We start from the raw sequence: 25,513 nt of genomic DNA, 5'->3' as shown, positions 1-25,513 counted from the left end.
CAATATTTAGAAAACTCACAAGAGATCAAGAAGAAACTGAAATGGCTTTTTGATACTGATGCTCGAAAAGTCGCTATTGTGGGCTTTGTTGGCGGCAATGCTGCCGAATATATTCCGAATTTCGAAAATCTGGAAATTTATTGCTGGCCCTTACCTCATGCAACAAATCCTGAGGGCGTTGTTGCTTTGATGGAATCTGGGCCTAGCGTGTATTTCAAAGAAAAGTTGCATGCAAAAATCTATTGGGCTAAAGGGCGGGGAGTAATTATTGGCTCTGCAAACCTGTCCGATAATGCTCTTGGTGAAAAAGGTCTTTTAGAATACGCTGTTTATATTAATGATGTAAATTTCAAAATTGATGAATTGATAAAAACCTTGGGGCGTTGTTCAGAAGTTAATGGAAAATTGCTTAACGAACTTCGCAGGATGTCTCGAAAAGTTGTTTATACTAATCAGAATTCTTTGTCTAAACGGAAAAATAAATCGTTTAGATTATATATGGAAAGTGAATATAAGGAGCCTATCAAACTCCTGTACTATGATAGCCATTATGAGAAAAAGGACTACGAAGAAATTAAACATGCCGTAATTTCTTTAAAAAATTGTAATGATTGCGGCCGTAGTATCAAAGTTGGTGATTTGTGTCTGCAAATATATCTTGATGACAAGGGGCTTTTGAAAAAAGTAAAGAATCCGATTTCATGGTTTGTTGTCAATGATATAATTGAATATGATGGAAACGTTGCTGTTCAAAAAGAAAAAACAGGCGGCGTTCCATTTACGATTGATGAAAAATTTAAAAATGCATTTGAATGGGTGTTTAATTCACAGGGCTTGGCGAAAATTAAGCATCAAACCACAAGTGTTATAAAAGAAGAATTTTTTAGAAAAGTTTTAAAAAGAATGAAACAGTAATCTTATTTTTGTGAAAGATATGTTTTAAGGAGGGTGCATGCCCAATTATTTCGGATATCGAATCAATACTTCTCAAAGAGAGTTCTTCAAAAAGGAGTTGCTAGAACATAAACAACTCCGACAGGGATGGGGGTATGACCCTGGACAAGATTTAAGAAATATGACGGTGAACGAAGGGGCTTCTCGAAATAGGAGCATGTTCAAAGTTAAACAGGGAGATATACTTCTCGTTCCTGGACTATGCTCCTCTGATACGGTTACGATTGTTCGCGCTATACAAGATTTTGCTACGGGGTACCGATTTGAAATAGACCCTGAATTGGGGGATTTTGGACATATTTTTCCTGCTGAGTATGTAACTGAATTTCGTCGTCACAATTCCCTCGTTGGTAAACTCAAGGCTTCGTTGCGAACGCCTATGCGTTTTTGGGGACTTAATGATTATGCTGACATAATAGAGGCTTTAATTGCCGCCCCAAAAGAATCATTGTTGGAAGTCAAAGATTATGATGACCGATATGAAGAAGTCGAAGAATCTGTATTTGATTTGTTTGCAGAGCAGTTTAAGGCAGAACTTTATGGTAAAATGTATTCCCAATTTTCAGAATCAGAGTGGGAATTCGCATTAGTACATGGCTTGAAAAAGTTGTACCCCCATTACAAAGTTGAGCGAGTTGGTGGCAAAACTGAAAAGGAACATGGTGCAGATATCATTATTAAGATTCCTTCGCCACTTACATATGATGAATCCTATTACATCATCGCCATTCAAGTCAAAGACTGGGGCGATTCTGTTGGGCAGGGACCAGTTGATCAGATTTTAAAGGCTGATTCATATCCTGAATGGAACAATGGTCAAAATAAGATGCTTGAAAAATGGGTGATTCTTACTAATGGCGAGAAACAGTTAAACCCAGATTTTGAAAAATATGCGACAAGTAAAGATGTGAAAGTTATTTGGGGTGATGACTTGAAGGAATTATTGTATAATATTGCTATAAAGGCGAATGGATAAACTTGTTAAGAAAACGTCTCTTTGCATTCGGGGCGTTGCGGGGTGTCCCCGCTAGAAAGGGTAGCGAGCAACGTAGTGCGAGCGAGGGGAAAACCTGCCCCTCCAAAATAAAACTTCGAAATGTCAAATTATGTAATGCGAATGTCTTTACAGCAAGAAATCCTGAATGGCGATAAATTTAAAAAACGGCGATAAATCGGTGATAAAATCGAAAATCGGTGATAAAACGGCGATAAAAGTGGCGATAAATACTGAGAACGGCGATAAAAGTGGCGGTGAAAAATGATGTCTGATGTTTTTGTCATAGGTGCTGGTTGCAGTGTCCCGTATGGATTTCCTACGGGCGCTACGCTGATGCAGAGGTTGAAAGATTTTGACTATGGCAGAAAATTTCCTAGAGACCCTAACGACTCAAGTGATATTTTCCTGGTTGATTTATATCAAGAGCATTTTGGTTATTCAAGTACGGATAATAAAAGACAATACGGAAAAGATTATGCGTGGGTCTTACCGTACACTGAACATGAAAACTTCTACAATCAATTGATGGATGGGATTGTTCTTCCTTTTTCTCGAAGCGTTCGAAATTCAATGATGGTTTCGACGGATGAATTTTTGAAGAATCGCCTCAGTCAGGAAAAATCAAACGAAGTTGATTTTGGAAAACGTCTGATAGCATACGAAATCTTGAAGGCAGAACAGACGTCACGGCTTTGGAACATCGACTGGATTCAGCATTTGTTTTCTCGGATAGACCAGCAAGATAATTGGAAAGAAATCCTGAAACAAACGGTGTTTCTTACCTTTAATTATGACCGCGTCTTGGAATATTGCATCTTCTTGTATCTGACATCGGACAAGCAATATGCTGATGCTGACGCTCATGCTTTCATAAAAGAAATGCAAATATTTCATGTCAATGGCTTTATCGGCTCTCTTGAGGAAATTCCCTTTGGTACTGTAGAAAATGGCAAGTATCAAGAAATTGCCAAGAGGATGGAAACGGTCTGGGAGAAGCGTCAGAACCGCGATGAATCCGAAAAAGAAAGGTATCAAGGATTCCTGAAAAATGCGGAGCGAGTCTATTTCTTGGGATTTTCTTATATTCCGGATAATCTGGAATCTATAGGAATTCCTCGTGGTGCTGAAATCATTCGAAACGCAAAAGTCTATGCCACGGCCATGGGCTTGTCTCCTCAGAACCGTTTAAGGATTTCGACGTATTTGGATCTCAAGGACTTTGAAAAAAGAAACGAACCCGAGCCAATGCCCGAGATAGAAGTTCAACGCCGCCCTTTTATGACGGGTATCATGTATCGACAGGAATATGAAAAGCAAGAAAGAGCAGCGAAGAAGCAAATAAGAAGCAGACGGATACGCTACGAAAACCGAATCCTCAAGGACGCAAGTGCGGTTGACTTGATTCTTGATTATTATACGCTTGCGTGATAAAGTGCAAATCAAAAGTAAAACCAGATGTAAAATTTCCTTAAGCCCCTTGCCAACTTTGGCATATTATCTACATTTCTGCTGCGGTTCCTAATAGTGCAGGCTCCGAAAGGCATTTGATGATTATCAAATGTTTTTCTTTTTTTCAAAGGAGCCACTATGTCTAAAAAGAAACTCGCTTCGTCAAAGAGCAACGCGAACCTCAACGCCGACTTCATAACGGATTTGAAGAGCATCGTTTCTACGGCACGGAATATGAGTTTTCGTGCGGCAAATCTGATGCAGGTTGCCTGCAATTGGCTACTGGGTTGGCGAATTGTGGAACAGGAACAGCAGGGAAAGGCGAGGGCTGATTATGGGAAACATGTTGTTGAAACGGCTGCCGAAAAATTAACTGCTGAATTCGGAAAGGGTTTCTCGATCGCATCGTTAAAAAGTTATAGGAAATTTTATCTTAATTTTCAGGATTTACAGGTATTTCAAACTCTGCCTGTAGAGTTTAAGAAAGCGATTGCTGCAAAAGGGCAGGCATTGCCTGCCCTTTTTGAAAGTGAGGAAATAAGGCAGGCTCTGCCTACCCAATTATCGTGGAGTCATTACGAATGCCTTATGCGTGTCTCTGACCTCGAAGCTCGAATGTGGTATATGCAGGAAGCCGCTTCGCAACAATGGGGTTATCGCACCCTGAAGCGGAATATTGCATCTCAATATTACTATCGGTTAATGCAAACGCCCAAGGCCAAAAAGGCTACCGTTGTCAAGGAAATGAAAAAACTGACGGCCGATTATCAGAAGGAGCGTTCGGAGTTTATCAAGAATCCTTTGATTGCAGAATTTCTTGGAGTAAATCAGGATGCTGCGGTGACCGAGTCAACGTTGGAAAATGCGATTTTGAATCACTTGCAAAAATTCCTGATGGAAATGGGGAAGGGCTATGCTTTCGTTGGTCGTCAGCAACATATCCATACAGAAGATGACGACTATTATATTGACTTGGTGTTTTACAATTACATACTGAAATGTTTTGTCTTGATAGACTTGAAAACAAGAAAATATCGTACGAAGATGTCGGGCAAATGGATATGTATCTCAAACTCTATGACACTTACAAAAAGACCGAAGGAGATAACCCGACAATTGGCATAATTCTCTGTTCAGACACTAATGCCGATGTCGCTCGTTTTTCAACACTTGCAACAAATAAACGCATGTATGCAGCAAAATATCTGACCTACATTCCTTCTAAGGAAATTTTGGCCCGCGAGATTGAAATGCAAAAGGAACAGTTTATTGAGCAGCACGGTTATCCCAAACGATGATACTGTGAATGATACGGTAAACTCAACAATAACCCCTACCTCACAACTTTCACCCGTTTCCCGTTCTTGAGCTGGTGCGTGGCGGCGTCGGGGAGGGTGTTCTTGCGGCCGACAAAGGTGCCGTCGATGCGGTAGGTTTCAACAGGAGCGACTGTGGCGCGGTTTTGTGCCCGCAGCATAATCCGTTCGGTGCCCGGGGTGTTGCTTCCGCAGTTTGCGCCTTCGCAGGTGCCGCTGGTATCGCGGGCAGTTGTGGCCGTGTCTGGGACGGCGGCATTTTCCGAAATTGCGATGGAATCTGTCGATATGGTGAAATTGTCGTAGCGGATAAAGCAGTCGTGGGTAGGGGCCCATTCGGCACTGCTTCCGCCGTGGAACGTAGAGAGGTAGAACTTGTCGACTTTCACGGTGTCGTAATCGCGGAGCCTGAGCGTATCTACGTCCAGCACGAGTTCGCCGTCAAGCCAGGTTTGTACGCGACCGTTCTTGTCACCATTGCCGGGAGAGGCAATGGTATTCATGCTGACCTTGTTCACAATGCGGTGCCAGGTGCCGGTGGTGAACTGTTTTTGCGGGATGGTGCCGTTCAAATCCCACTTGAAGTCGTCACCGTATACGGACTCTTGCCCCATAAAGTAGATGAGCTGCACGGCGTTGCCATCTTTGCGCCACATGATGCGTGCACTCCAGCCGTCGCCAGTTTCGGGCATGGCATTGCCGGTGTAGCACTTGCCGCCGCATAGGCCGGGGAGTTTGCCGCCCAGCTGGAACTCGAATCCGTCTTCAAAAAATATGTCGTAGGCGCTCCACATAGTGTCGGCAGTTTTCACGAGCGGCTGGATGATTTGCCCGGCGCAGGCGGGGGTGTCGTTGTCGTTCGGGCCTACGCAGCCCTTGGGGTACTTGAGCTGCAGTACGTTGCCGTGTTCCTCGCCGTCGTAAACGACCTTGGAGTTTTCGCCATTGTTCTTGTCCATGGCGTACCACCAGCTTTTGTCGTAGTCGTTGCGCTTGAAGTCTTCTTTGGCCTCAGCGTTGCCGTACACGCCGACTTCGCGGTTCTCGAAGTTCACGAACGAGACCGTGTCGGACACCGTCTGTGCAAATGCGGAATTGCTGAGGGCGGCGACGAATGTTGCTGCAGCCATGATGTACTGAATTTTTGCGTTCATGTTTTTAAAATAATCTATTTTTTCACCGTATGGTCAACTCACTTGACGAAAAGCACAATGAAACTGGCACGAACCTTGCTGCAGTACCCGCCGCTCAAGACGCAGCAGACCCCGCAGCAAACCACGCTGCAGAGGAGCGTCGCGCCCGCATCAAGAAGATGCGCGGCTGGCTTTCGCCGCGAGATTCCGTCGCCGACGACTTTGGCCCCGAAGATGCCGCCCTCTATTACGGTGAAGGGCATTCCGGCTGGAACCGGTAAGGCGCAAGATGCTTGTCAAAGTTCTGATAGACAACATCGCCGGTGGCACGGATTTTGCGCCCAACAACAGCGCGACCAACGGCTGCGCACCCGGCAACAATTGCACGCCCCTTTGCGGAGAGTGGGGACTATCCGTCTATATCGAGTTCGAAGGCAACCGTTACTTGTTGGACACCGGAGCGTCTCGAAGGTTCGCGCAAAACGCCGACGCCATGGGCATAGACCTTTCGAAGGTGGATACCGCAATCCTTAGCCACGCCCACTACGACCACGCCAACGGCCTTGCGGAATTTTTCCGCCTAAACGAAAAGGCCTCCTGCTTTTTGAGGCAAGGCGCCGCCGAAAACTGCTACCATACCCACAAACTTTTCGGGCCTTTTGCCTACCACGAATACATCGGCATCCGCAGGGGCTACCTGAAGCGTTTTGCCGATCGTATCCGCTTTGTCGAAGGCGATGCACAGATCGCCCCCAATGTTTACCTGCTCCCCCACAAAGACAGCGTCGTGAGTCCAGAGGCCCGTGCCGGTATCGCCAGCGCTGCAGGTCTTTCTGTCAAGGAAAACGGCCGTTACCGCTATGACAGTTTCGACCATGAGCAGAGTCTGGTCTTCGACACTCCCGAGGGACTGTTCGTGATGAACGGCTGCAGTCACGCCGGCGCAGACAACATCGTGAAAGAAGTGGAAGCGACCTTTCCGGGCAAAAAGATATACGGGATTCTCGGAGGCTTCCACCTTTACCGCTATAAGGACGAGGCCGTCTATGCCTTTGCAAAGCGCCTGCTGGAACTGGACGTGCAAAAAATCTACACGGGCCACTGCACTGGCAACCGCGCCTTCGAAATTTTACACGAGGTTCTCGGCGAACGGGCCTGCCAGATGTTCACGGGCATGTCTATAGAAGTGTAGCCTTAGTTAGTAATCCTCGTTTGCACTGTAGCAATCATCCAATCTTTCGACTACCGGTTGACACCGTGCAGACGGGTTCAAAAATTCTTCAAGGCATCCAGAGCTGATAACTTCCTCTTCGATACTTGCGCATGCCTCATTGATTCCGGAGTTATCACCCGAGTCAGTGTCATAATCAACATCTGCGCAGGTCATGCCTTCAAAGGGCAGCGTGTAAAAATACAGGCTCATCTTTTTCATGAATTGCTCAAAATCGCACTTGAGTACGGCATTCGGGTCACAAGAAGCCTCCTTGTAGGTTGCGCCCGGAGTATTGTTGCAAAAAGTCTTGACAGAATCTATAACTGCCAAATCCGTGGTTTGCACTTCTTCGCATTCGCCATCTTGAACGAAGAAGCAAGAAACAACCTTCAGCCCATTGCCGGGCGATCCAGAGGCACCGCTCGGTGAGTTGCCGGACCCACTGCCGCTACAACCTTCGACGGGTTCGTCCAAGAGCATAGCAGCCCATGTACCCATCGACCCGCACTGCATGGTGACATTTATATCTTCAACGAAAATTTTCTCGCACTGGTTTTCCGTAGTCGAGCATAGATAGTTGTTGACCTCTATGCCGGTCTTGACCCTGCCATTTTCGGGAAGGGTTGCCGATGGTGCCGAGTTGGAACTGTCGCTACCGCAAGCGACAAGTGTCATAGCCGCGACAGAAGCCGCAGAAAGGATGATTTTGTTGATATTCATAACTACTCCTTGTTGTTAATTTCTTGTGTAGGCCTGCACCTCTTCCATGCAGGAATTCTTTAGCTGCTCCGCTACGTCTTCTAGCGTTTCACGGACAGGCTTGGTCAAAAAAGGCAATTCGATAGTACAAGTGAACCTGACTCCGCATTCACATCCACCTGGAGGTGTTTGGAATACGCCTCCCCGTTCCTGGCACGACTCCCTATAGGGCTCCATTAGTTTTTCACATAGAAACGGAGGATAAAACACATAGGAGTTTTCAACCTTCTCATTGATGGCCACACCCCGGTCGGTAGGCACGATGTAGATAACTTCGTGGGTGTCTTTCCATTCCACACCATCAATAGATACGTCCGAATCCATAAGTCCCCAATAATCAACGCTGTTCTGTTCGGGGTAAAGATTGACCAGACACGACTCCGATGCGTCAATGTCGTCAAAAAACTCAAAATAAGTCTCCCTTGGAGAATTCAGGAGTATGCTGTACCATTCGCAATTATCAAATTCTTTCGGATGAGAATCTATTGCAGATTCACCCACGACAACCTTTTCGGAATCTATCTGTACGGGTTCGACTTTGTATTCGGCCTCAACGGTGTTGCCTTCCACCGCACCACCACCGAGTTTATCGTTGTCGCTAGAACAAGCAAGAAGGGAAAATGCGAATAATATCAGAATTGTGCTAGGTATTATCATCATTCACCTTGTCCGATTCAATGGTGGTCATGGGAAACATCTGCAGGTTCAGTCTGTAAACCCGATCCACATTTTCTTCTTTGACCACGATATCCAGAATTTTTTTGCGGCAAGAGTCCAATGCCCCTAGGACCTTGGTATAAGACTGTTGGGAAAGCCCCATAGTGATACCCGTGATTTCGCGCCACTCTGGGGGAACGTCATCTAAAGCCTGTTCTGCAAACCTTGCCATTTGGCTATTCATGGCTCGCAAGGCCGCGGGAATTCCCTGTTCGTCACCTTCTACTATTTTTTCTGTCTGACGGTAGCCGCCACGACCATTACTTTTCAAGAGTCCTGACCTTAAAAGGTATCCGATGGAGTCCGCTACTTCTGCTGGGGATACCACAAGACGACAACGTTTTGCGATGGATTCGACACTAGGTTTCTCTGTAGCACAGGCCAGTTCGCGAACCACCGCATGGAGCCAGGTTGAGTAGAAATTCTGGTACCCGACACCCATTTTGCGGACTGCGTTTTCCTTGGCGATTACCTGTAATTTTTCATGGGCGACTTTACCTTTTTTAGTGTCCTTGGATTGGTTGTAGATTACCAAATTTTGAAAAAAAGACTTCTCAAAACCCGCCAGGTCCATAGCATCTGCCACCCGCTCGGCAGAAGGGGTGCTCAGTTTAGATTTACCCTCGGAAACCAGTTTTAAAAAGTTCGGAGATGTGAATTTTGCACGCCTAGAAAATTCCCTCCACGAAAAAGAGGAGTGCTTCTTTTCCCAGGTGTAATAGTCACGGATATACTTGCGGTAATCCTTGTATTGCAGGATAGACTTCATCATCATTAAAAATAAATCCTTAATAATGCAAAAAGAACGACTTTTTGCTGTTTTTTTAGAAATGACTTTAAACAAAGTGAATTATATGATACACTTTGTATTATATACGAATTTCACTTTATTAGGGACACTCTGCGACGCGGGCGTCGTTTCCGTTTTTTGGGCGGGAGCGTCTCGGCAAGACTATCCAGCAAGGATTGCATCAGCCCTTCGTCGCCATTTGCCAGCCGTTCTTTTTGGGTCGCCGTAAGTTTCTTGATGCGGGCTTCCATGCGCAGGGCGTATTCCTTGTTCGGGAGCTCGAACTGGCGGAGGATTTTTTCGGGCGGAAAAGCCTTGGTGAACTTGGCCCCACGCCCTGTGCGGTGCTCCTCGAAACGGGTGGCCACATCCACGGCGTAACCCGTATAAATTCGGTTTCCGGCGCAGCGGAGCATGTAAACGAAGTGGGGCATAGGTATAAATATATAATTCGTACACGTTTTTTATTATCATTAGATTCATGGAACACAAAAGAGAACGCGAGACTTTTAAGACAAGACTTGGATTTTTGCTGATTGCCGCAGGCTGTGCCATTGGCCTTGGCAACGTGTGGCGTTTCCCCTACATCGCAGGGCAATACGGCGGCGCGGCCTTTGTGCTGCCCTATCTCGGGTTCCTGCTGTTTCTCGGGCTCCCGGTGCTCATGGCAGAACTGGCCATTGGCCGTGGCGGAAAAAGCGGCGTCGGCATGGCCTTCGACCGTCTCGAAAAGCAGGGCACCAAGTGGCACTGGGCAAAGTTCCCGCTGATCGCCTCCAACTATATCTTGATGGCGTTCTACTCCGTAGTCACGGGCTGGATGTTCTTCTACTTCTACAAGATGCTCACCGACGGCGAATTCCTGAAGGGCACGCCAGACCAGATTGCAAGCGGTTTCGGCGAGATGCTTTCGAACCCGCCCCTCCTGATTTTCTGGATGACCGTCGCCATCGTCATGGGTCTCGGCATCGTGTCTCTCGGGCTCCAGAAGGGCGTGGAACGCATTACTAAGAAGATGATGATTGCGCTGTTTGTCATCATGATCCTGCTTGCCATTCGTGCGGTGACGCTCCCCGGGGCCGGCAAGGGTCTGGAATTCTACCTGTTGCCTTCCCTGGAACGACTGACCCAGTCCGGCAAGGGCGTGGGAGATGCCATCTTCGCCGCATTTGCCCATGCCTTCTTTACCCTGAGTATCGGCATCGGCAGCATGATGATTTTTGGCAGTTACATCAAGCGGCAGCATTCCCTGACCAAGGAGGCCGCCAGCATCTGCGCGCTGGATACCGTCGTGGCCCTGGTGGCGGGCCTTATCATTATCCCCTCGTGCTTTGCCTTCGGGCAGTCCCCAGCGCAAGGGCCCGGGCTTATCTTCGTTACTTTGTCCAACGTGTTCGCCATGATGCCCGCGGGCCGGTTCTGCGGGGCGGCGTTCTTCCTGTTCATGTCCTTCGCGGCTCTCTCCACACTTATTGCCGTGTTTGAAAACATCGTCGCCTTCTGGATGGACCTGAAGGGCTTCAAGCGCCGGAAGGTGGCCTACTGGAATATGGTCGCGGTGTTCCTGATGTCGCTCCCCTGCGCCCTCGGGTTCAACGTGCTTTCGGGATTCGAGCCCTTTGGCCCCGGCAGCTGCGTGCTGGACCTGGAAGACTTTATCGTGAGCAACACCATGCTACCTGCAGGCGCCATATTTATGGTGGTGTTCTGCAGCAGCCGTTACGGTTGGGGACAAGAAAAGTTCTTTGACGAAATGAACGCAGGCGAGGGATTGAAACTCCCTCGCCACACACTCATCAAGATTTATTTCAAGTGGATATTGCCTGCTTTGATAACAATCCTGCTTGCCCAGGGTTACCTGTCCAAGTTCGCACCTGAACTGGCGGCAAAGATTTTCTAGACAATCGTCAAGATATCGCTGAAACCTGTGATGTCCAGGACTTCCATGATTTCGGCGCAAACATTCTTGACTTCCATCTTGCCCTGCTTGTTCATCTTCTTCTGGGCGCTGAGCAGCACGCGGAGTCCGGCAGAGGACACGTATTCCAGCTTGGCAAAGTCAAAAATCAAGGCAGTGAGCCCTTCCAGGTTCGCATTGACGACCTGCTCCAGCTCGGGAGCGGTAATGGTATCCAGACGACCTTCCAAAGCCAGGGTCAATGTGGAATTGTCACGAGTCTGTTCGATTTTCATCTTGTACCTCTACTTAATTTTCTTGTAAATAGTAAAATAATTTTGGTCGGCCTTGCGTTCGTAGTGCACGTCATCCATGGTTTTCTTCACCAAAAAGATGCCCAACCCCCCAATTTCCCGTTCCTCCACAGGCAAGGAAACATCCGGATCCTCTTTTTCCAGGGGATTGTAGGGATTTCCTTTGTCTATAAAGGTAAGCGAGAACACGGACGTAGGCTCATCCAGGTTGGCGACCACCGTTACGGTCTTGGCTCCGGAATACATGACGATGTTGCTGAACACCTCGTCGATGGCCACGTCCACCTGGATGGTCGCCTTGGGCGAGGGGTCGTATGGCTCCAGCATGGACTCCACGAAGGCGGTCAGTTCTTCGCCTTTTTCGAGAGCGGCATCGACTGTTATTTCTTTTGCGGCCATGATTATGGCAAAATATACTCATTAGGACTTAGGTGTCAAGTCCGATTTTTTCTAGAATCACACATGAACCATTTTTTTTATTTACATTGGTGTTAAATATTTCAAGGGAGTGTTTATGAACATGTTCTGCAAAATCGGCATTACCTCTGCCATCTGCGCCGCTGCCCTATTCACGGGCTGTTCCGATGATTCCAGCTCCGGCACGCCTGTCATCGCCGGCATGGACGAAGCAGGCTGGCGCGAACAGTGCCTGGAGATTATCAACGAGTACCGCGCCACCGAAAACCTTAAACCCGTCGCCCTTGCCGACGAAGAAAAGCAGAAATGCGCCGACGAGCAGGCTGCCGCCGACCTGGCGTCCAACAAGGCCCATGGTCACTTTGGTGATTGCGGCGAATGGGCCCAGAATTCCGGCCCCAACGCCTCCATGGCCAACGGTCGCAAGGCCGCCGACGTGGCCAAGTACTACCTGGACATGATGTGGGGCGAAAAGGAGTTGGTAGAAAACGGGGAGCGGGACCTGGACAAGGACGAAGATTACCCCTACATCGGGCACTACAAGAATATGCGGGGTGACTACACCAAGGTCGCCTGCGGTATCGCAGTATCCGAAGACGGAACTACCGGTTGGTTCAACGTCAACTTCTACTAATTCTCACTGGGCATTTCTCAGCGAACAGAGGAAAAAATGAAAAAGGGATTGGGTTATTTTGCGATCGCCTTTGTGGCGTTTGCATTGGCTGCTTGTGACAGTTCCGCCAGCAGCCCTGCAGATGCAAGACAGGCACAGGTCCAGACTGAAACCGGAGAGAATCAGTCAGATCCGGGAAACGACGGCAACGAAGATTATTCGTCATCCTCCTTCGCCTTGCCGGAATCTTCGGAAACGACTTTGCCAGAGTCCGCTGAATCGACGGAACCGACTTCTACGGAATCTTCTGATACACCGACATCTGAATCTTCCGGGACAACACCCGAATCAGCCGGAACGACCGACCCCGAGTTATCTGCAGCATCCGCCCTGACACCACTGCAGGAATACGAGAACAAATACACATTCTTTGACGACGGCTGGAGAGACGAATGCCTGAGACTTGCCAACGAATACCGGGCCACCGAAGGAGTTGCTCCCCTAGAACTTGCCGACGAAGATGTTCAATGGTGTACCGTGCAGCAGGCCGCCGCAGACCTTGCCGAAAACACCCCACACGGTCACACGCGCATGTGTGGTATCGGGGCACAGAATTCAGGTCCGAACTTTTCCACCTCCTGGAGAGCAAGTGCCACAGCCGTGGTCAAGGGATTTTTGAAAATGATGTGGGATGACGAAAAGGCCCTGGTGACCAGCGGAGAACGCGACCCCAACAAAGACGAAGACTACACCTACATCGGGCATTACCTGAACATGCGGAATTCCGCCTACACCAAGCTTTCTTGCGGCATAGCCCTCACTGAAGACGGCAAAAAAGGTTGGTTCAACATGAACTTCTACAGGTAGATGGGGCGGGTGGCCTTGTCGGGGAACCGCGGCGTTTTGTACAGAACAATTGCGGCATTCTATATTTGTCTTTAAAAGAGGTTTACATGAAAGACTTTAGCGATTCCATCAAGTATATCGGCGTAGATGACACGGACATCGACCTTTTCGAGGGGCAGTACATGGTGCCTGCGGGCATGGCCTACAACTCCTTTGTAATCGACGACGAAAAGATTGCGGTGACCGACACGGTAGATAGCCGCAAGGTCACGGAATGGATGGCGGGCTTGCAGGCGGCCCTTGCAGGGCGAAAACCCGACTACCTGATTATCCACCACCTGGAACCGGACCACGCCGGCGGAATCGCCCAATTCGTGGCGCTCTACCCCGATGCGACTCTTGTTGCAAGCGCCAAGGCGTTTGCGCTGCTCCCGCAGTTCATGGAACTCCCTGCCGACGTGAAAAAACTCACCGTCAAAGAAGGCGACACTCTTGCCTTGGGCAAGCACACCTTGCAGTTCATCGGAGCTCCCATGGTCCATTGGCCCGAGGTGCTGTTCAGCTTTGAGCAGACCGAAAAGGTGCTGTTCTCCGCCGACGCCTTCGGCAAGTTCGGCATCTACGACGCCGACCCCGACGACTGGGCCTGCGAAGCCAGACGTTACTACTTCAACATCGTGGGCAAATACGGAAACCAGGTGCAGGCCGTGCTCAAGAAGGTAGCGTCCCTGGGCGTCAAGACCATCTGCCCGCTCCACGGACCCGTTCTTGCAGAAAACCTGGAGTACTACATCGGCAAGTACAACACCTGGAGCAGTTACGCTCCCGAAGACCAAGGCGTGCTTGTCGCCTATGCCTCCATCTACGGACACACCGCCAAGGCGGCGCAGGTTCTCGCGAAGGAGCTTGAAGGTGCCGGAGTGCCAAAGGTCGTAGTCTCCGACCTTGCCCGGAGCGACATGGCAGAAGTCATCGAAGACGCATTCCGCTACGACCGCATGGTAGTGATGGCTCCCACCTACGACGCGGGACTTTTCCCCGTGATGGAAGATTTCTTGAACCACCTGAAGGCAAAGAACTACAGCAACCGCAAGGTGGGAATCGTGGAGAACGGCACCTGGGCGCCCATGGCCGCAAAGAAGATGGCCGAAATCCTGTCCACCCTCAAGAATGTTACCTTGTGCGAAACTACGGTGACGGTAAAGAGTTCCCTTTCTGCCGAATCCCTGGCCGCCCTGAAGCAGCTGGCGAAGGAACTGGCGTAAAAACTACCGCATCCTAAGCAGTACCGCCGCTACATCAACGGCACGGGGCAGGCTCATGGGGCGGCTCATGCCCTGAGGCAGATTGCGGAACCCAACGTTGCGAATCTTTTCACATAGTTTGTCTGCAGTTTCTCTCAGGCCGGAATCTTCTGGATTCTGGCACAGGTTCAGCGCCAGGTATCCGGCGCCAAGCCTTTGGGACTTGTCCACCAGAAGGCCGCACTTGGAAACGTCGGCCGTAAGCAGGCCCACCTGAAGCAGGCTGTCGCCGTTCAGCTTGACTTTTACCTGGCGCTCCACGGCAGAAGCTGGCCGCACCTTCGGCAAAAGGGGCTTCGCGAATTCGGCGAAGGACCGAGGAACAGGGAGCGTAACGGCGCCTGTCGCACCACCTCCAGAAGGCTCGACCTGCGTACCCATATCGCAGGCGCCGAAAAGCTCACGCGCCTTTGAATTCCCGCATTCGGCCTTGTATTCCGCCATCACCACGATGTTATCCGCAAGGCTCAAAAAGTCTCCGCAGGCACCGGCCACCAGAATGAAGCTGAATCCCATATCCACAAAGGTGCGGATACGGTCGGTAAGGGGAATCAGGGGTTCCCGGTCGTCGCCCAGCAGGGCCCGCACGCGCCGGTCGCGGATGAGGAAGTTCACCGCCGACGAATCCTCGTCGATGAGGAAAGTCTTGCAGCCCGTCTCCATGGCCTCCAACAGGTTCGCCGCCTCGCTGGTAGAGCCCGAAGCCTTTTCGGTAGAAAAATTCTTGGTGGAGACACCGCCGGGCAAGTCCCGCACCATGGCGGAAATGTCCGTCTCCCGCACGTAGCGTCCGTCTTCGACGCCCACCCTGAACGCGGATTCTTCCACCGCAATTCCTTCGCGGCCATCCCCCGGAACGTGTGGATAGACGGAACGGACCAGGGCGTCGAGGAGGGTGGACTTCCCGTGGTAGGCGCCACCGGTTATGACCGTCACGCCCTTCGGGATTCCCATGCCGCGAATACTCTTTCCGCCGATGTCGAAAGTCACCGCCAGTTCTTCGGGCGACTTGAAGGGGACCGCTCCCGAAAGGGGCTTTTCCGAAAGGCCCGACTCCCTGGGAAGCACCGCCCCGTCGGGCACGAAGGCCACAAGACCCCGCCCGGACAGTTCCTCCAGGATGGCGCGACGGGTATCCAGCACCTGGAAACTTTCCTCCACGCCCGCAAGAATTTCGGGAGTGCAGTAAAGGCTTGCCGAAAGCAGGTCAGGAAGCGTCATGGTCAAAATTTCTGCCGCCAGTTCCGCCTGGATCTTGCGGCCCTCGCCGGGGAGCCGCACCGCAAGGCTTGCCCGGAGCATGCCGTTATCCACCCAGAGGGCGTTCCGCACCAGCATTTCCGGCCCGGGAACTTCCATCTCGATGGCGGCGTTCTTTTCGGGAAAGCGTTCTGCAACGTTCTTGCTGAGCCTGCGGAGCAAATAGTCCGAAATGGCCAAGCGGCGCTCAAAGGAGCCGCTCCACTCCCCGCCGTAGCCGAGGGTCTGCAGGGGGGCGGTCACCAGAATCCGCGATGCCGGCGCAAAGGGGTCGCCCTGCACGTGCAGAAACTCCAGCGTAAAGTCGCCGAAATCCCAGGCCTTGTCGGCGAGGGAGCGGTACAGACCGTAGCTTTTTCCGTCAAAGACGCGGATTTTCTGGTAGAGGGCTTTCATATCCAAGAAGATAGAAAATAGATGTTTGATGTGGAATGTGAGGTGTGGGATTTGGGATGTGGGGTTTATGCAGGTATGAAAAGTATGGATCCTCGCCTTCGCGAGGATGACGTAGGAGGAGAAAAGCGTACCATTTCGGGCTTTTTTGGCATTTTTCCGTTTTTCTGGCAGAAAAAAATTTATATTCATCAAGAAAACTGAGTTTTATATAAACAAACAGGAGTAATCCATGAAGAAACTGTACATTCTGGCCTTGATGGTCGCATTCCTTTTCACCTCCGCCGTCGCCGACGACGATCCACCTCCTCGTGGCAAGGCTGCCACCGTGACCATCATTACCAACCCGCCTAACAGCGACGTTTACCTGGGTGGCGAACTTCTGGGCAAGAGCCCCATTGAAAACCAGTCCGTCCAGTCCGGCCGCCAGACCCTGGTGGTTATTGACCAGGGCTTCGAACTGGTGAACCAGCGCGTGAACGTGTGGCCCGGCAACGACAAGCGCAACAAGTTCGACTTCGGCACCAAGATTCCCAAGGGCAACATCAAGGTGACCACCATCCCCGGCAAGTGCCTCATTTATGTTGACGGCGACAACGCCGACAAGACCGACGGCGCCGCCCTCACCATCACGAGCCTCGACGCCGGCGACCACGTTGTCCGCGCCGAATGCAGCAACGGCCGCTCTGCCGAAGAACTGGTGACCGTCCGTGGCGAAGAAACCGCCGAAGTCACTCTGGACGCTTCCAAGGGCAAGAAGTACAAGAGATAATTCTCGCGACGCAAACGCCGCGACTGTCCAAGTGTCGTTCCGCGCCTAGCGCGGATTCAAGATTCCCCGGCCAAGCCGGGGCTTTTTTGTTGGTCTTGGCAACTTATTTAGCTATATTAACCTTTGTAAACTTTAAACCTGAAAACAGGAGAAAACCATGTCCAAGATTTTGACACTCTGCCTTTGCGCAAGTCTCGCCGCCCTCATGGGCTGCTCCGGTGGCAAAAAGGTCACCCGTATCGACGAAAACTCCGTCACCGACCTTTCCGGCGCCTGGAACGATACCGACTCCCGCCTGGTGGCCGACGAGATGATTACCGACTGCCTGAACCGCCCCTGGTACCAGACCATGATCCAGCAGAAGAACGGAATCGTTCCGACGGTGGTCATCGGCAAGATCCGCAACAAGAGCCACGAACACATCAACGTAGAAACCTTCGTGAAGGACATGGAACGTGCCCTCATCAATTCGGGCAAGGCCGACTTTGTGGCCAACGCCGAAGAACGCGCCGAACTGCGTAACGAACTGGCGAGCCAGGCCGGCAACGCCACCGAAGAGACCCGCAAGGACGCAGGCCAAGAAATCGGCGCCGACCTGATGCTCACCGGAACCCTCAATTCCATCGTGGACCAGGAAGGCGGCGAACAGGTCATCTACTACCAGGTGGACCTGGAACTCACCGACATCCAGAGCCACCGCAAGGTCTGGGTGGGCGACAAGAAAATCAAGAAGTACGTGTCCAAAGACAGCGTGAAGATGTAAAGCACCTGCGGTGCAATGTGTAGTGTGGAATTAGTAACGAGTTGTCAGTTTTCAGTTCTCAGTATAAAATTAGGCGCCGAAGGCGCGATTATAAGAACTCACAACTGACTACTCATGACTGACAACTAATCTCGCATTTCACATCTCCAGTCTAGGATTCCTATGAAACGTCTCCTCCTTCTGCTAATTGCATTCCTCTTAGCGTCATGTGCCAACAAGTCCATGACGCGTTACGAGACTCTTGCCCCGACGCTGGAAAAGAAAGGCTTCGAGGCCACCATCGCCGAGGTGAAAAAGGAGAAGGACGACCTTTACGGAAGCAATAGCGAGTTCCTGTACTACTACGACCTGGGAATCCTCCACCACTACAACCGTAACTTTGACGAAAGTATCAAGAACCTCTCTCAGGCCGAAAAGATTTACGAGGATCTTTACACCAAGTCCGTGACCAACGAGGCGGCGGCGGTTCTCACAAACGACAACACCCGTCCCTACCGTGCAAGGCCCTTCGAGCTCTTGACCCTTTACCAGTACCAGATTCTGAACTACCTGGCCAAGATGGATATTGACGGCGCCCTGGTAGAAGTCAAGCGTTCCCAGATTGCCATGAACGCCCTGTACCAGAAGGATAAGGACAAAGTAAACGACAACGGCTACCTGCGTTATTTGCAAGCCCTGGTCTATGAGCTGGACGGCGACAACGACGAGGCGGCCATCGCCTATGTAAAGGCCATCAAGGCCTACGACGAAGGCAAGATGGGGCTCCCGAAGGAGTTCTTCGAGTTTGCCACCGAGAGCCTGCGCCGTGCCGAAAGGGAAGACGAGATCCGTGCGTTGAAAAAGCCGGAACTGCCAGCTACGCCCAAGGCCACCGCCGTACACGAGCAGGGGCAAGAAATCATCGTGCTGGGCTATGCGGGTCACAGCCCCATCCTCGGCGAGATGTACCTGTCGGGAACTTTCGTGAGCGCAGGTGCCATGAACCTCTACTACAAGGACGGCGAAACCGGCAGGCAGATGTCCTTTACGCTGGTGGCGCCTCCCGTGCCCGGCGCCGGAAGCGAGACCTTCCACATCGGGTTTGCCCTGCCCGAAGTCCGCACATACAAGAGCCGCGTGAACCAGTTTGAAGTATCGCTTGACGGCAAGACCCGCATCAAGCCCGAGAAAGTCATGGACGTGGACCAGGAACTCCGGCAGAACATGGATGACGAGCGGAATACCGTCATTACCCGCACGGCGGTCCGCGTGATTCTGCGGACTATTGCCGCCCAGAAGGCCAAGGAGGCCACCAACACCGGCAACGGCATCTTTGACCTGCTGAAAAACATCGCGGTAGACGTGGGCCAAACCCAGCTGGAACAGGCCGACCTGCGGGTAGGACTGTTCTTGCCGGGTTCTTTTCACATGACCCGCATACCGGTAGAGCCGGGTAGTCATGACGTGAATGTGGCGGCCATAGGCCCCCACGGAGAGACCGTAGGCGTGTACAAGTTCGACCGGATTGCGGTGCGTAAGGGCCAGAAAGTGCTACTGATCGTTCCGGCCATCAAGTAGCGGGACCGCACAAGTGCAAACCGCCGATGAAAAGTCCGCAAAATGCGGGCTTTTTCGTTTGTTTCAACCTGCACGCCCGACAAAAATTTATATTGTTTCATTGTAAAGCTTCAACGAGGAATCACTATGAATTTCAAAGTCATTCTTGCAGCGGCGGCCCTGCTCGCCACCCAGTCCTTCGCTATTATCGGTATCGGTGGCCACTACGCCCCCGGATTCGGCACCAAGATGAAGGCTGGTCCAGTACTTCCCGTAACCGAAGGCATCCAGTTCGGTCACGAGGGTTTCGACGGCACCATGCAGGGCTTCGGCTTTAAGCTGTGGATTGACATTTTGCCCATCATCGACATCGAAGCTACTTACAACATCCAGTTCGGCTCCTACGATGCGGCCCTCTATGTCGACGGCGTTGCCGAACCGCTCCCGCTGGAAATTGAACTGGCAGGCACTCCTTTCGGCAAGGCCAACCCCAAGTTCGTGGCTAGCGGCCTGGACGTGTCCATCACCTATCCGCTGACTTTTATCCCCGTCATCCGCCCCTATATTGGCGGTGGCGTGACCTACCACCTGAACACCTTCGTGCTGAACCAGAGCTTTGTGCAGGGAATCATCGACGACCCCGCTATTTCCGAAATGATCAAGAGCGTCGCCAACAAGGAAGGTCTTGACCCCGAAGCCCTGCAGCAGAAAGTCCAGGAACTCGAAACCCTCGGTCAGACACTCAAGCAGAAGGTGCAGGACAAGGCCATGGATGAAGGCCTGAAAACCAGCATCGGTGGTCACGCCCTGGTGGGTGTCCGTGCCAAGCTCCCCATTATTCCCATTGCAGCCTACTGCAACTTCAAGTACTACTTTGGCGGAGACTATCCCAAGGAAGTCGATGCCGGCAACATGACTCTCGAAGTGGGTGGTGGATTCGCCCTCTAGAATTTGAATTGAAAGGAATCAAGATGAGCCTGAACTCTAGCAACACAAGCATTCTCATTATCGAAGACGAAATTGCCATCGCCGAGGGTCTTGTAGACCTTTGCGAACTGAATGGCTACAACGTGAAGCACTGCGCCGACGGCGAAACGGGCCTTGCCGAAGCCCTGACCGGCCAGTATGGACTAATCCTTCTGGACTTGATGCTTCCTGGTATCGACGGCTTTACCGTCTGCGACAGGATTCGCGAAAAAGACAGGAGTACGCCCATCATTATCCTCTCTGCCAAGAATTCCGACGAGGACATCATCAACGGTCTCAAGTACGGTGCCGATGACTACATTCCCAAGCCCTTCTCTGTGCCCATGTTGCTTGCCCGTATCGAGGCAGTGCTGCGCCGCAGTCGCCAGAGCGCCGAAAACGAAGGCAAGCTGGTGGCGGGCAACCTGAAGATTGATTTCCGCGAATACCGCGGTACCCGTGGCACCGAAGAGATTGCGTTTACCCGCAAGGAAGTGGAAATTCTGGAATACCTGTGGACCAACCGCGATCACGCCGTTCCCCGCTCCGAACTGCTGCGCAAGGTCTGGGGCTACGAAAACGCCGACTCCGTAGATACCCGTACCGTAGATATCCACATCACCAAGCTTCGCAAGAAAATCGAAGACGATCCTTCCCACCCGAAGTTCCTGGTAACGTTCCGCGGGGAAGGCTACCAGATGTGTTCTACGCCTGAATGCACAAAGTCCACGTAATCTTTGCCTCCATCTTTGTTGTCATCACGATACCCCTGGTAATTCTTCTTTACCAGGCGTATTCTCAGTTGCAGCTGGGTACAAACTCCCTGTATACGGGGCATGCCATGTTCGTGGCCAACACCCTGAACCAGAGGCTTGCCCGCGACCTGGCCGTCGAAGAAAAACGTTCCTATTCCGAATACGGGTTCATTCGAACCGTGCAGGTCATCGGTGGCGAAGAAAACACCCTCTCCGAACTGGTGGACTACCCCGTCACCAGCCAATATGCGGGCCTTGTGGGGCATTTCCAGCTCACTCCAGACAACACGCTCCGCACGCCGTTCTTGCCCGAAGGCCGTTTCGGCGAAATCCTTTTGGAACAGATTCCCCAAAGCGAACGGTTACGCCGTGAAGAAGTCCGCAATAAAATCAAGAACATTCTGGACGAGTTAAATATTGAAAACCGCGGTATCGAAGCTATGGCCCAGCCTAGAGATTCCGTGGAAAAGGTCATTGACCACATCTACAAACAAGACCCCAAATTAGGCCATAGCGAAAAAGAAGAATCCGCCAGACCCCACCGAATTGAAACGGCATCTGAAAAAGAAAACCTGGCCTTCAACGCCGAATCCCAGAACATAGACAGCTTGACCTCTACACCGGTGACCTACAATTTCGAAGTGGAAATCGAGCCCTTCATGGCGAAAGTCAACAGCGACTACATCGTATTCTACCGCAACGTGACCAGGGGCAGCGAACTCTATATCCAGGGCTACATCGTCGATACCAAAGTCTACCTGAATAGCCTGGTCAAGAACGAAACCCAGTTCTACCCCCTCGAAAAAGACTTGGTGCTGGAATTCAAGGACGGGCCGCGAACATTGCTTTCTTTTGGCACACACGATGATTCCCAAGAAATTTTCTCTACCAAGTTGATCCCGCCCCTCAACAAGATTTCTCTGACAATGCACATGAAAAACAGGGACGATTCCAGGGGCAGTTCTTTCTTGATTTTCCTTGGAGCCGTAGTGCTTATCATCTTGGGCGGCGGTCTCGTGGCTATATACCGCCTGACCCGAAGCGAACTGAACCTGGCCAAGAAAAGGCAGGACTTTATTTCAGCAGTGAGTCACGAGCTGAAAACGCCGTTGACCTCTATCCGCATGTACGCCGAACTGTTGCAGAACTCCTGGGTGGCAAACGAAGAGAAAAAACAAAAGTACTACAACCAAATCGCCAGCGAGGCAGACAGACTTACGCGCCTAATCCAGAATGTTCTTAATTTGTCCAAACTGGATGGAGACCGTTGGAATGTACAGCTTGCCAAGGACAGGCCCAAGGCCGTGCTGGACGACTTTGTGGCCACCTACAGCAAGAACGTAGAAAAGCACGGTTTCGAGCTCACCGTTTCTTCGGACACCGACGTTCGGGATATCACCCTGATGATGGACCGGGATGCCATCATGCAAATCTTGATGAACCTGGTGGACAACTCGTTGAAGTTCTCCAAGGATGCGGATTACAAGATGATTGTCATCGAGCTCCGTATCAAGGATACCGACGTGTACCTGGCGGTGCGCGACTACGGTCCGGGCATTCCGCCCGCCGAAATGAAAAAGGTGTTCCAGGAATTCTACCGCGTCGAAAACGAAATGACCCGCCGCACAAGCGGAACGGGAATCGGTCTTTCTATGGTGAAAAAACTCTGCACCCTCACCAACATGAAAATCGAAATGGAAAACGCGAACCCGGGACTCCGCACCAAGATACATTTCCCACCGCTGGAAATATAGGGATTAGGATCTAGGATTTAGGGGCTAGGGGTTTGCCGGTCTAAAAATGTCATTCCCGACCTAATCGGGGATCTTTTTTGTATTTTTTAGGCATGACGCAAGAAGATATTCTCAACAATCCGGAACAATACGACCTCTCCATAGAAACAGTGGGAACGGGAACCTTGAAATCCCCCATGAAAGGCGTGCCGTTCGTCTCCGACGGCGACCGCATCAGCCTCACCACCGACGTGAACCGTATCAAAAAATTTGTCGATAGCGGGAAGGCGATCCCCTCCCTAGAAGCGGCAGGCCCCCGCGAAACGATTTTCCACGACCCCGCCTGGACCCGTGCAGGCATTGTGACCTGCGGCGGCCTTTGCCCCGGCCTCAACAACGTCATCAAAGGTCTTGTTCAGGTGCTGTGGTTCGACTACGGCGTGCGCAACATCTTCGGTATCCCCTACGGTTACCGCGGGCTGAACCCGGCCTACGGCTATCCGCCTATCATGCTGAACCCCGACGTGGTAGACGCCATCCAGGATGACGGCGGCACTATCCTGGGGAGCTCCCGCGGCATGCAGGAACCCTCCGTGATGGTGGATACCCTCATGCGCCTGAACATCAACGTGCTGTTCTGTATCGGCGGCGACGGAACCCTCCGGGGGGCTCACGCTATTGCCGAAGAAGTCAAGAAGCGTCGTCAGCCCATTTCTGTTATCGGCATTCCGAAAACCATCGACAACGACCTGAACCTGATTGACCGCACCTTCGGTTTCGAGACGGCTGTGCTCAGCGCCACGGACGTCATTACCAGCGCCCACAACGAAGCCAACGGGGCATTCAACGGTCTTGGCCTGGTAAAGCTCATGGGTCGCGACTCCGGATTTATCGCCGCCTACGCGGCTCTCGCCACCACGGTGGTGAACTTCTGCCTCATTCCCGAAGTACCCTTCACGCTGGAAGGCGAGAACGGACTTTTCAAGGCTCTCGAAAGCCGCTACAGCAGCGGCAAGACCCATGCCGTCATCGCCGTGGCCGAAGGTGCCGGACAGGAGCTGTTCAAGGGTTTGCCGGAACGCAAAGACGCCAGCGGCAATGTGTTGAAAAACGACATCGGTGAATTCCTGACCCGAGAAATCAAGAACCATTTCGATAAAGTGGGCAAAGAAGTCAACATCAAGTACTTTGACCCGAGCTACATGGTCCGCAGCATTCCCGCCAAGGGAACCGACGCCATCTTCTGTTTCCAGCTGGCCGAAAGTGCTGTGCACGCAGGCATGGCGGGCAAGACCGACATGGTGGTGGGCAGCATGAACGAACAGTTCAGCCACGTACCTATAGAATACGCCGTCAACGAACGCAAGAAGATCAATCCCAACGGGACACTATGGCACGCCGTGCCTGGCGCCACCCGCCAGCAGGACTACTTCTCCGGAAAAGGCAAGGGAAGGAAATGACGCGTCGCGTCATCCTGAGCCCTTGAGCTGAAGGCGATAGGGGAAGGATCCAGGTCCGAGGTAAAAGAATGCAATGTACCCCAGTTCGGTTCGTTACCATCCTCCTCTTCGCCGCCATTTGCTGTTTTGCAAATTCTGATTTGGCATTTGCGGATTCCTGCTATGGGGCTCGCGCAGAACGGGCCAATGGAGACAAGGCGGACAAAAAAAACGCAGACCTAATGATTGCTGCGTACAAACGCGCACAGAACGATAATTCCATTCACGAAAAAGCAACCGAAGGCCTGGTCAAGAGCGTCTATTTTGCCTTCCGCTTTGTACCCTTTGACAAAAGCAAGCGAAAGGCCAAACTCGACAGCCTAAAAGAACTCAGCGAAAAAGCCTACAATCGCTATCCGAAAAATCGGGAAATCGCCCACATCTACGCGGCTTCCGTTTCCATGTGGGGCGCAGAGAAAAACCCACTTGCCGCTGTAAAAGATGGTGTGGCCGCAAAGGTTCGCGATGTAGCCACCGCCACTAAGAACTACCAAGTTCTTGGCCGGGCACATCAACTGCTGCCTTACATTCCTATTATCCTTTCGTGGCCAGATAAAGAACTCGCCGAGAAGTATCTGAAAATGGCCCTAAAAGACGACCCAGGGGACATATACAATTACTTCTTTCTTGCGGAGTATTACCTGGACGCAAAAAATTACACCGAATCCCAAAAGTATATCGACAAGGGGCTTGCCCGTGGTGTGCGCACAGACTACTTCCTAGAAGACCGGCGGGGGCGCTGGCACCTGAAAGAAATCCAGAAAAAACTGAACGCGAAAGTCGGGAAGAAATAAACGAGAAAAGCACCGCAAACACGGTGCTTTCAAGTTTAGAATAAAACAGTGCGAACGGTCGAATATGGGCTGTTAGGGAGGGCTGAGCCCTCCCTTGTCGTTATTTACCCCGTGAGCCACAAGTGCCTCGTATTAACGAGGCATGGTGGCGACCTTTGAATACTTAGCACTTTAGTGCTTAGTGTACATGGCCACCTTTAGGTGGGAGTGAGCGCCAGCCCTGTACTTGATTGCCAAAGTCTAGCGCGAACGGTCTTCTGTGAGCCACAAAGCCCCTGTTATCAAACTGGGGCGGTGGCGAGAGTGAGCGCCAGCCCTGTACT

At 51.4% G+C, this 25,513-nt stretch carries 27 protein-coding genes; 19 read left to right on the top strand and 8 right to left on the bottom strand.

Translation table 11 applies throughout. From position 1 onward, the window contains the following. The 4 genes from IKB43_12915 to IKB43_12900 all read left to right on the top strand — a co-directional run. On the top strand, window positions 1-915 hold a 915-nt coding region (locus tag IKB43_12915), incomplete at its 5' end, for a phospholipase D family protein (GenBank protein MBR2471024.1). A 37-nt stretch (window positions 916-952) separates the two neighbouring features. Next, window positions 953-1,930, top strand: a complete 978-nt coding sequence (locus IKB43_12910; protein ID MBR2471023.1) for a restriction endonuclease — start codon at window positions 953-955, stop codon at window positions 1,928-1,930. 282 nt (window positions 1,931-2,212) lie between these two features. Further along, window positions 2,213-3,379, top strand: coding sequence for a hypothetical protein (locus IKB43_12905; GenBank protein MBR2471022.1), 1,167 nt, complete (start codon window positions 2,213-2,215; stop codon window positions 3,377-3,379). A 159-nt stretch (window positions 3,380-3,538) separates the two neighbouring features. Further along, window positions 3,539-4,525 (top strand): DUF1016 family protein, encoded by a 987-nt coding sequence (locus IKB43_12900; protein ID MBR2471021.1) that lies wholly within the window; start codon window positions 3,539-3,541, stop codon window positions 4,523-4,525. Window positions 4,526-4,733: 208 nt separating this feature from the next. Here IKB43_12900 and IKB43_12895 read toward each other — a convergent pair whose 3' ends face one another. After that, the gene (locus IKB43_12895; protein MBR2471020.1) at window positions 4,734-5,675 is read right to left on the bottom strand and encodes an alginate lyase; all 942 of its coding nucleotides are present in this window, start codon (window positions 5,673-5,675) and stop codon (window positions 4,734-4,736) included. A gap of 224 nt (window positions 5,676-5,899) precedes the next feature. Here IKB43_12895 and IKB43_12890 point away from each other — a divergent pair, with 224 nt between their 5' ends. Together IKB43_12890 and IKB43_12885 are read left to right on the top strand one after the other, a co-directional pair. Then, window positions 5,900-6,130, top strand: a complete 231-nt coding sequence (locus tag IKB43_12890) for a hypothetical protein (protein MBR2471019.1) — start codon at window positions 5,900-5,902, stop codon at window positions 6,128-6,130. A gap of 8 nt (window positions 6,131-6,138) precedes the next feature. Next, entirely contained in the window at window positions 6,139-7,041 is a 903-nt protein-coding gene (locus IKB43_12885) for an MBL fold metallo-hydrolase (protein MBR2471018.1), read from the top strand. 6 nt (window positions 7,042-7,047) lie between these two features. Here the strand turns inward: IKB43_12885 and IKB43_12880 are convergent, their stop codons facing one another. From IKB43_12880 to IKB43_12865, 4 genes are all read right to left on the bottom strand, one after another. Next, window positions 7,048-7,782, bottom strand: a complete 735-nt coding sequence (locus tag IKB43_12880) for a hypothetical protein (protein ID MBR2471017.1) — start codon at window positions 7,780-7,782, stop codon at window positions 7,048-7,050. 15 nt (window positions 7,783-7,797) lie between these two features. Next, complete coding sequence (locus tag IKB43_12875) at window positions 7,798-8,481, bottom strand: hypothetical protein (protein MBR2471016.1); 684 nt, start codon at window positions 8,479-8,481, stop codon at window positions 7,798-7,800. Then, window positions 8,465-9,313: a TIGR02147 family protein gene (locus tag IKB43_12870; protein ID MBR2471015.1), complete on the bottom strand. Its 849-nt coding sequence runs from the start codon at window positions 9,311-9,313 to the stop codon at window positions 8,465-8,467. Before IKB43_12870 ends, IKB43_12875 begins: the two co-directional genes overlap by 17 nt. A 107-nt stretch (window positions 9,314-9,420) precedes the next feature. Then, complete coding sequence (locus IKB43_12865; GenBank protein ID MBR2471014.1) at window positions 9,421-9,762, bottom strand: GIY-YIG nuclease family protein; 342 nt, start codon at window positions 9,760-9,762, stop codon at window positions 9,421-9,423. Window positions 9,763-9,809: 47 nt separating this feature from the next. Between IKB43_12865 and IKB43_12860 the strand changes: the two genes are divergently transcribed. Beyond that, entirely contained in the window at window positions 9,810-11,228 is a 1,419-nt protein-coding gene (locus IKB43_12860; protein ID MBR2471013.1) for a sodium-dependent transporter, read from the top strand. Here IKB43_12860 and IKB43_12855 read toward each other — a convergent pair. Continuing rightward, window positions 11,225-11,521: an STAS domain-containing protein gene (locus IKB43_12855; protein ID MBR2471012.1), complete on the bottom strand. Its 297-nt coding sequence runs from the start codon at window positions 11,519-11,521 to the stop codon at window positions 11,225-11,227. The genes IKB43_12860 and IKB43_12855 overlap by 4 nt on opposite strands. Window positions 11,522-11,530: 9 nt before the next feature. Continuing rightward, window positions 11,531-11,938, bottom strand: a complete 408-nt coding sequence (locus tag IKB43_12850; protein ID MBR2471011.1) for an ATP-binding protein — start codon at window positions 11,936-11,938, stop codon at window positions 11,531-11,533. Window positions 11,939-12,053: 115 nt separating this feature from the next. On the opposite strand from IKB43_12850, the gene IKB43_12845 reads away from it, so the two are divergent. From IKB43_12845 to IKB43_12835, 3 genes are all read left to right on the top strand, one after another. Beyond that, window positions 12,054-12,590, top strand: a complete 537-nt coding sequence (locus IKB43_12845) for a hypothetical protein (GenBank protein ID MBR2471010.1) — start codon at window positions 12,054-12,056, stop codon at window positions 12,588-12,590. Between the two features lie 36 nt (window positions 12,591-12,626). Next, window positions 12,627-13,436 carry a hypothetical protein gene (locus tag IKB43_12840; protein ID MBR2471009.1) on the top strand — a complete coding sequence of 270 codons (810 nt, stop codon included), beginning with the start codon at window positions 12,627-12,629 and terminating at the stop codon, window positions 13,434-13,436. An 86-nt stretch (window positions 13,437-13,522) separates the two neighbouring features. Next, window positions 13,523-14,680 (top strand): FprA family A-type flavoprotein, encoded by a 1,158-nt coding sequence (locus IKB43_12835; GenBank protein ID MBR2471008.1) that lies wholly within the window; start codon window positions 13,523-13,525, stop codon window positions 14,678-14,680. Between the two features lie 3 nt (window positions 14,681-14,683). Here the strand turns inward: IKB43_12835 and IKB43_12830 are convergent, their stop codons facing one another. Next, window positions 14,684-16,381 (bottom strand): ABC-ATPase domain-containing protein, encoded by a 1,698-nt coding sequence (locus tag IKB43_12830; GenBank protein MBR2471007.1) that lies wholly within the window; start codon window positions 16,379-16,381, stop codon window positions 14,684-14,686. Between the two features lie 15 nt (window positions 16,382-16,396). On the opposite strand from IKB43_12830, the gene IKB43_12825 reads away from it, so the two are divergent. The 9 genes from IKB43_12825 to IKB43_12785 all read left to right on the top strand — a co-directional run bounded on the left by IKB43_12825 (window position 16,397) and on the right by IKB43_12785 (window position 25,190). Continuing rightward, entirely contained in the window at window positions 16,397-16,576 is a 180-nt protein-coding gene (locus IKB43_12825; protein ID MBR2471006.1) for a hypothetical protein, read from the top strand. A gap of 28 nt (window positions 16,577-16,604) precedes the next feature. Beyond that, complete coding sequence (locus tag IKB43_12820; protein MBR2471005.1) at window positions 16,605-17,144, top strand: PEGA domain-containing protein; 540 nt, start codon at window positions 16,605-16,607, stop codon at window positions 17,142-17,144. A 157-nt stretch (window positions 17,145-17,301) separates the two neighbouring features. After that, the gene (locus IKB43_12815) at window positions 17,302-17,907 is read left to right on the top strand and encodes a penicillin-binding protein activator LpoB (protein ID MBR2471004.1); all 606 of its coding nucleotides are present in this window, start codon (window positions 17,302-17,304) and stop codon (window positions 17,905-17,907) included. Window positions 17,908-18,069: 162 nt separating this feature from the next. Continuing rightward, on the top strand, window positions 18,070-19,464 hold the full coding sequence (locus IKB43_12810) for a hypothetical protein (GenBank protein MBR2471003.1): 1,395 nt from the start codon (window positions 18,070-18,072) through the stop codon (window positions 19,462-19,464). 126 nt (window positions 19,465-19,590) lie between these two features. After that, entirely contained in the window at window positions 19,591-20,391 is an 801-nt protein-coding gene (locus tag IKB43_12805; GenBank protein MBR2471002.1) for a hypothetical protein, read from the top strand. 23 nt (window positions 20,392-20,414) lie between these two features. Then, window positions 20,415-21,143 (top strand): response regulator transcription factor, encoded by a 729-nt coding sequence (locus IKB43_12800; GenBank protein MBR2471001.1) that lies wholly within the window; start codon window positions 20,415-20,417, stop codon window positions 21,141-21,143. Continuing rightward, a complete protein-coding gene (locus IKB43_12795) occupies window positions 21,125-22,918 on the top strand; it encodes a HAMP domain-containing histidine kinase (protein ID MBR2471000.1) in 1,794 nt (597 codons plus the stop codon). The genes IKB43_12800 and IKB43_12795 overlap by 19 nt, the downstream gene beginning before the upstream one ends. 92 nt (window positions 22,919-23,010) lie before the next feature. Continuing rightward, the gene (locus IKB43_12790) at window positions 23,011-24,357 is read left to right on the top strand and encodes an ATP-dependent 6-phosphofructokinase (GenBank protein ID MBR2470999.1); all 1,347 of its coding nucleotides are present in this window, start codon (window positions 23,011-23,013) and stop codon (window positions 24,355-24,357) included. Window positions 24,358-24,425: 68 nt separating this feature from the next. Further along, window positions 24,426-25,190: a hypothetical protein gene (locus tag IKB43_12785; protein ID MBR2470998.1), complete on the top strand. Its 765-nt coding sequence runs from the start codon at window positions 24,426-24,428 to the stop codon at window positions 25,188-25,190. Window positions 25,191-25,513: the final 323 nt, after the last annotated feature.

The sequence above is a fragment of the Fibrobacter sp. genome (assembly GCA_017503015.1).
In the GTDB taxonomy this organism is placed as follows: Bacteria; Fibrobacterota; Fibrobacteria; order Fibrobacterales; family Fibrobacteraceae; genus Fibrobacter.
The sequence above is the reverse complement of the archived record's forward strand: the minus strand, read 5'-3'. Positions and strand labels throughout refer to the sequence as shown.